We start from the raw sequence: 6,491 nt of genomic DNA on the forward strand, positions 1-6,491 counted from the left end.
ACGTCACGTCCCAGTACCTGCATCGAACCGGCATCGGCCCGCACCAGTCCCAGCAGCATCCGGATCGTGGTGGTCTTGCCCGAGCCATTGGGCCCCAGGAAGCCGTGCACACCGCCGCGGGGCACCACCAGGTCGAGCCCGGCGACGGCTGTGCGTCGCCCCCTCAGCGTGCGGTAACCCTTGCTCAGACCGCTGGTCTCGATGGCCGTGTCCATCGCCACCCCTCTCGTCGGCGTACCCACTGTGGGTACGCAGACGACGCTAGGGGAGCGGAGCCGCACCGTCCGCGGCGAAACGGGGGGTCGAGACCGCGGTCGTAGCAGGTGGGGTCAGCGGACGTACTGCTCCAGCCCCGAGGTGTCACCCGAGGCCATCTGCTCGAAGAAGGCGCCGGCCTTCTGCTCGTCCCAGATCACCGAGGACCCGGCACTGGTGGAGGTGTCGGTGCTGCTCAGCGGCACCGAGACGGCCAGCGCATCACCCGACGAGACCTTGCGGAAGGAATTGGCAGTGGCCGCCAGCTCGACCGGGCCAGTGCCCTTGCCCCGCTGCACCGAGCCGCCCAGGGCCATGTTGAGCCTCCAGTAGCGCACCGGGTTGATGAAGGTCATCGGGCTGGCCGCCTTCTTCACGAGGGCGGCCATCATCTCGCGCTGGCGCTTCATGCGGCCGATGTCGCCGGTGGGGTCGGCCTTGCGCATGCGCACATAGCCCAGCGCGTCGGTGCCCTTGAGGGTCTGGCAGCCGGACGGCAGGTTGGTGTGCGAATCCTTGTCCACCATGGGTTCGTCGAGGCACATCTCGACGCCCCCCACGGCGTCGACCACAGTGGCGAAGCCGTCGAAGCCCACCTCCAGGTAGCTGTCGACGCGCAGGCCGGTGTCCTGCTCGATGGTCTCGACCAGCAGTTCCGGACCGCCCAGGGCATAGGCGGCGTTGAGCTTGTTCTTGCCATGACCAGGGATGTCGACGTACGAGTCGCGCGGCAGGCTGACCAGGACGGGCTTGCCCGTGCGCGGGGTGTACATCAGCATCATCGTGTCGGTGCGCTTGCCCCCCTCGGTGCCGGTGCCAAGTTCCGCCTGTTTCTCGGCCGTCAGGTTCTCGCGGGCATCCGAGCCGACCATCAGCGTCATGGTGCCGGGCTGGTCAGCCGGACGGTCCCCATCGGGGCTGGCATCGACGGCGCCGGCGCGGGTGACGGCGAGCACCGGGACGACCAGCAGCCAGACCAGCCAGGCCACCAGCAGCAAGGGCAGCAGTCCCAGCGGGCCGCAGCCGCCGCGACGGCGGCGGGAACGACGGACGGGCGCGGGGGCACTGACCTGGGCGGCAGCGGGTGCCGGGCGGGAAGCTGGCCGTGGTGCGGTGCGGGGCGCGGCTGCAGGAGCCGGTCGGGGCGCGGGACGTGGGGCAGGCCTGGGCGCGGGTGCCGGGCGTGGCTCGGGACGGGTCGGCTTGCGCACCTGGTCCTCGGTGTAGACCACGCGCTGGGGTTTCTGCTCGGCCCGCTGGGCGGCGGCTGCGCCCGTTCCAGCGGCCTGCGCGGTGGCGCGACGCCGTCTCTCCAGCTCGGCTGCCTCGTGGGAATCCATGATCCGTGTCTGGTCGGCACTGGGCTTCTCGGAGCCGTAGAGCCAGTCCAGATCGGCCTGCCTGCGGGCATCGTCACGGGGATCCATGGCGACAACCGTACCCAGACCTGGCTGTGAGGCCTCACAGGCTGGCGGCGAGCCGGATGGATGGTGTGCTGGGGTGCTGGAAGAATGGAATCCATGAGCTCGCCCGGCAGCACCCCTCGACGCCCCCTGGACCCGGAACCGGTGAGCGTGGTGATCCCCGTCCTCAACGAGGAGACCCACCTGGAGGAGTCCGTGGCCGGGGTGCTGGCCCAGGACCATCCCATGGAGATCGTCCTGGCCGTGGGGCCGAGCACCGACCGCACCGAGGAGATTGCGCACGAGCTGGCGGCCGCCGACGACCGGATCACCGTCGTCGCCAACCCCTCCGGCACCACCCCCGATGCGCTGAACCTCGCCATCGCTGCCAGCCGGTACGACATCATCGTGCGCGTCGACGCCCACGGCGCGCTGGCTCCCGGCTACATCGACCGGGCCGTCGACCTGCTGCGGAGCACAGGAGCGGCCAATGTCGGTGGGCACATGGCCGCCCGGGGACGCACCCCCCTCGAGAAGGCCGTCGCCGTCGCCTACACCTCACCCGTGGGGCTGGGAGGAGGGTCCTTCCACCTGGCCAACTCGCCCGAGGGGCCCGCCGAGACCGTCTTCCTGGGAGTCTTCCGGCGTGACGCGCTCGACCAGGTGGGCGGCTACGACCCCACCCTGCTGCGCGCCCAGGACTGGGACCTGAACTACCGGCTGCGCAAGGCCGGGTGGACGGTCTGGTTCTCGCCCGACCTGCAGGTCACCTACCGCCCCCGCTCGTCGGTCACCGCACTGGCCCGGCAGTTCTTCCGCACCGGGCAGTGGCGGCGCGAGGTGATGCGTCGCAATCCCGACACGATCAGCCCCCGCTACCTGGCCCCGCCCGTGACGGTGCTTGCCATCGCCGGCGGTTCCCTGGCCGGCCTGCTCGGACTGGCCACCGGCAGGCGCGCGCTCACGGTCGGCTTCCTCGCCCCGGTGGGCTACTTCGGGGGCGTGACGGCCGCCGCCGCGCTGATGCGTCGCCCAATGGACCCGGGCGTGCGGGCCAGGCTGCCGCTGGTGCTCACGGTGATGCACATGGCCTGGGGGGCCGGGGCGATCGTCGGACTGCCTGTCGAACAGCGCGGCGGCCCCGAGCCCGAGCAGGTCTGAGCCTCAGCCCTGACCGTCAGCGGCTCCACGGTCCCCACCGGTCGAAGGGGGTGCCGGTCAGGTCCGACCCGGGCATGGCCCAGTGCAGGGCATAGGTGCCCGGAGGCGCCTGCTCGCGGGCGTACTGCAGCAGCGCGGTCGGCTCCTCCCAGATGACCACCTCGGTGGGCTCGTCCTGCTCGGGCGGGGTGTAGGAGCACATTGCGAGCCGCGGCATGTCGCCATCGAAGCGCACCTCCTCCACGAGGACGTCCACGCTGGCGTCCAGGATCCGGGTGTGGTTGCCGACCGGTACCTGGTGGGAGGACCAGACCACGTCGTAGCCCACCCAGGCCAGTTCGGCGAGCTCCAGCTCATGTCCCAGGTCCAGCTGGGCGACGAATCCGTTCCCGGCCTCCAGCTCCACCAAGGCATGAATCGCCATGCCGAAGCCCTCCTCCAGCACCGGGCTGGGAGCCTCGTCGTCGACGAGGTGGATCGCCACCATGAAGCGGGTGCGGGGCGTGGTGCAACGCAGCAGCTGGTGGAGCGACTGGCGGGAGGTGTGGTCTGAATTGACCACCAGCATCTCCTGCAGCGCCACCTTGCCCAGCCCGGGAACCATGTCCATGCCCAACTCGCAGCGGATCCGCTGGATCTCCTCGCCGTCGGGGTAGACATCGGCGAAGGAGGCGACCCCGGTCGACCGGTCGGGCAACAGCCGCCGCAGGTGCCCCTCGCCAACCTCCAGCACCTTCTCGATCTCGGAGATTGCCCGCAGGGAATTGGTGCGTCGCGGGGTGGAGCGTCCCGTCTGCCAGTAGCTCAGGGTGGCCACGGAGATGCTGTGTCCCCGCTCGGCCAGCAGGTCACGCAAGTTCTGCAGCGTCAGGTTGCGCTGCTGCAAGGCCTGCGCGAGGGCCCGGCCGAAGGGCGGCCGGGAAGCGGTACTGTCCGGCATCAGTTCCCCTCGGCGAACTCGGCGATGCCGTCGTGGTCCCAGCACCACAGCATCATGTGACGGCCGGGACTCGCGGAACGGGTGATGTGGCACAGGCGGGGCTTGCCGGGATCCAACTCCACGAGGTCGACGCCCGTGGTCTGGCCGGTGGGCACGAAGACGTGGCCAGCGGCCCGGGGCAGCGGGCCGGTGAAGAGCACCTCCTGCACCAGGAAGTCGGCGGTGCGCCCCAGGGTACATTCCTGCATGCACGGGTCCTCGGTGCTTCGGGGGCGCAGCACCTCGTAGCCAAGCCAGAGCGTCGCACCGCGCGGGAGGGGGCGGGGCAGCACCAGTTCGGCCACCTGGCCGGGCAGGGTCCCCAGGTCCCGCGTGCGGCCGATCGTCACACCGTGAGGGGCCGTGATGCGGGGCACGGCGTCGCCGGGATGGGAGCCCAGGTGGATCGAGGGGATGCGCTCCAGCCCGTCGATCTCGGCACGCACCAGTTGGCGGATGCACTCGCGCTCAGTGCCGGGCGGGTCGTCGACGACCACCAGGTCGTGTTGCATCACGGTGGTGACGGGGCCGGGCATCGCCAGCCCGAAGTCCTCCAGGATCGTGGCCACCTCGTCGGTCCAGGGCCGCCCCGCGAAGGCCTGGCGCACGTCGGACGGCCGCGTGGTCAGCAGGCCGGCCAGGCTTCCTTCCGGCAGCTCCAGTTCCTGCTCGATCAGCCCCACGGCCCGCAGCGAGTCTGCGCGTCGCGGCAGCGAGCGCCCCGAGGACCAGTAGCTCAGTGTCGCCACAGACAACCGGATGTCGCTGTCGGCGAGGCGCTGCTGCAACGCCTTGAGCGTCATGCCCCGCTCGCGCAGTGCACCGGCGAGGATCTCCCCGAAGGCGGACGGCATCGTTCGTGACACAGGGTTGGTGGTCGTGTACGTCATGGGGAAGAATTCCTGGAAGGAGGATGCGGGATCAACCGCGACCAGTCTTCTCCGCCGCGGCGATGCGCGCCAGTCGCTCCTCGAGCTCGGCGGCGTCCATCTCATCACCGCCGCGCACCAGAACCGAGGAACCTCCACCGGACAGGGCTCGCAGCAGGCCTTCGACCAGGTCGGTCCACGGCTCGCCGGTGGGTCGCACCAGGCGACGTCGCGCGTCCGGCTCCACAACCGCCAGCGCCCCGGCCCCCAGGCGCTGCTCACCGTCGTCGAACCAGACCGGGGCCGGGTCATTGCGCCAGTGCACATCGGGCTGGCCCAGCACCTCGGCATAGTCGGTCACTCCGGCCACGGGCTGCGGGAGACCCAGGCCGAGCGGGTGCAGCGAACAGGCCACCGTCTCCACCCCCGGGACGGGATGGGTGCGGGCCGGGCCCACGACGGCCAGCTCGACCCGGTCCAGGTCGTCGCGCGGCAGCGCCAGCACCGTGCCGCCGGCCTGCCAGGTGGCCATCGCCCAGACCATCCCCACCCAGTGGCCCGGGTCGGTCAGCAGCAGCGGCAGGCCCACGTCCCCCCCGTCGTCGAGCCCCATCGAACCGATCAGGTTGGCCGTCTTGTCCACCCAGTTGGCGAAGGTCCGGGCCGAGAACTCCACCCGGGAGCCGTCGTCCAGGTCGTAGCAGGTGAGCAGCGGCTGAGCCGGGTCGGCGACGGTGCGGGACTCGAGGGCGGCGACGGGATCGTTCGGCAGGAACATTCGGCCATCCTAGGGCAGCCCCGCCCGCCGGCACCGTGAGGGCCACTAGGCTCGAGCCATGAGACATGTGGTGATCATGGCCGGTGGTTCGGGGACCCGTCTGTGGCCGCTCTCCCGCAAGGGCGAGCCCAAGCAGCTTCTCGAACTGGTGGACGGAAAGAGCCTGCTGAGGCTGGCCTACGAGCGGGTCGCGGGGGTGGTGCCCGACGAGAACATCCTGGTGTGCTGCGGAGCCGCCTACACCGCCGTGGTGTCACGGCAGCTGCCCGAACTTGCTGAGGAGAACCTGTTGGGCGAGCCCGTCGGGCGCGACTCGCTCAATGCCGTGGCCTGGCCCGCCGCTGTGCTCCAGCGGCGCGACCCCCGGGCCGTGATGGCAGTGCTGACGGCCGACCAGATCATCACCCCCGTCGAGGAGTTCCGCGCCTCCCTGGAGACCGCCTTCAGCATCGCCGAGTCCGACGACAGTGCGCTGGTGACCTTCGGCGTCGTGCCGGACAGCCCGCACACCGGCTACGGCTACCTCAAGCGCGGCGACTCGCTGGCCGCCTTCCCCAGTGCCAGCGGAATCACCGAGTTCAAGGAGAAGCCCACCGCCGAGGTTGCCCGGGCCTACCTGGACAGCGGACAGTACTGGTGGAACTCGGGCATGTTCGTCTGGCAGGCGGCCACCGTCCTGGAACAGCTGCGCCAGCTGGTGCCCGAGACCCACGCCAGCGTCCTGGAGCTCGCGGCCCAACCCGAGCGGCTGGGCGAGATCTATCCGCAACTGGCCAAGACCTCGGTGGACTACGCCATCATGGAGCCCGTCAGCCAGGGCCGTACCGGTGCGCACGTCGTCGCCGTGCCCCTCGAGATCGAGTGGTACGACCTGGGCGGCTACGCTTCCCTGGCCGAACAGCTCACCCACGACGAGCAGGGCAATGCCCGCGAGGGGGTGACCGTCACCCTCGACGCCAGCAACAACCTGGTGATCAACCGGGGACGGCCCGGCACCGTCGTGGCCGTGGCGGGCATCTCCGGCATGGTCGTGTGCGTCACCGAAC

At 70.6% G+C, this 6,491-nt stretch carries 7 protein-coding genes; 2 read left to right on the forward strand and 5 right to left on the reverse strand.

Annotated features, from left to right (window positions below; genetic code table 11):
* On the reverse strand, positions 1-215 hold a 215-nt coding region (locus tag ACHFFZ_RS00245), incomplete at its 3' end, for an ATP-binding cassette domain-containing protein (protein ID WP_394274659.1).
* A gap of 114 nt (positions 216-329) precedes the next feature.
* The gene (locus ACHFFZ_RS00250) at positions 330-1,682 is read right to left on the reverse strand and encodes an LCP family protein (protein WP_394274660.1); all 1,353 of its coding nucleotides are present in this window, start codon (positions 1,680-1,682) and stop codon (positions 330-332) included.
* Positions 1,683-1,775: 93 nt separating this feature from the next.
* Between ACHFFZ_RS00250 and ACHFFZ_RS00255 the strand changes: the two genes are divergently transcribed.
* Entirely contained in the window at positions 1,776-2,819 is a 1,044-nt protein-coding gene (locus ACHFFZ_RS00255; RefSeq protein WP_394274661.1) for a glycosyltransferase family 2 protein, read from the forward strand.
* Between the two features lie 16 nt (positions 2,820-2,835).
* On the opposite strand, the gene ACHFFZ_RS00260 is transcribed toward ACHFFZ_RS00255, so the two are convergent.
* From ACHFFZ_RS00260 to ACHFFZ_RS00270, 3 genes are read right to left on the reverse strand one after another with little or no spacing between them, the layout of a single operon-like run.
* A complete protein-coding gene (locus ACHFFZ_RS00260; RefSeq protein ID WP_394274662.1) occupies positions 2,836-3,759 on the reverse strand; it encodes a helix-turn-helix domain-containing protein in 924 nt (307 codons plus the stop codon).
* Positions 3,759-4,688, reverse strand: coding sequence for a hypothetical protein (locus ACHFFZ_RS00265; protein ID WP_394274663.1), 930 nt, complete (start codon positions 4,686-4,688; stop codon positions 3,759-3,761). Before ACHFFZ_RS00265 ends, ACHFFZ_RS00260 begins: the two co-directional genes overlap by 1 nt.
* Positions 4,689-4,719: 31 nt before the next feature.
* Positions 4,720-5,445 (reverse strand): TIGR03089 family protein, encoded by a 726-nt coding sequence (locus ACHFFZ_RS00270; RefSeq protein ID WP_394274664.1) that lies wholly within the window; start codon positions 5,443-5,445, stop codon positions 4,720-4,722.
* Between the two features lie 58 nt (positions 5,446-5,503).
* Here ACHFFZ_RS00270 and ACHFFZ_RS00275 point away from each other — a divergent pair.
* Positions 5,504-6,491 (forward strand): mannose-1-phosphate guanylyltransferase (locus ACHFFZ_RS00275; RefSeq protein ID WP_394274665.1); only part of this gene is annotated, 988 nt, incomplete at its 3' end.

Source organism: Luteococcus sp. (assembly GCF_043424415.1).
Taxonomy (GTDB): Bacteria; Actinomycetota; Actinomycetes; order Propionibacteriales; family Propionibacteriaceae; genus Luteococcus.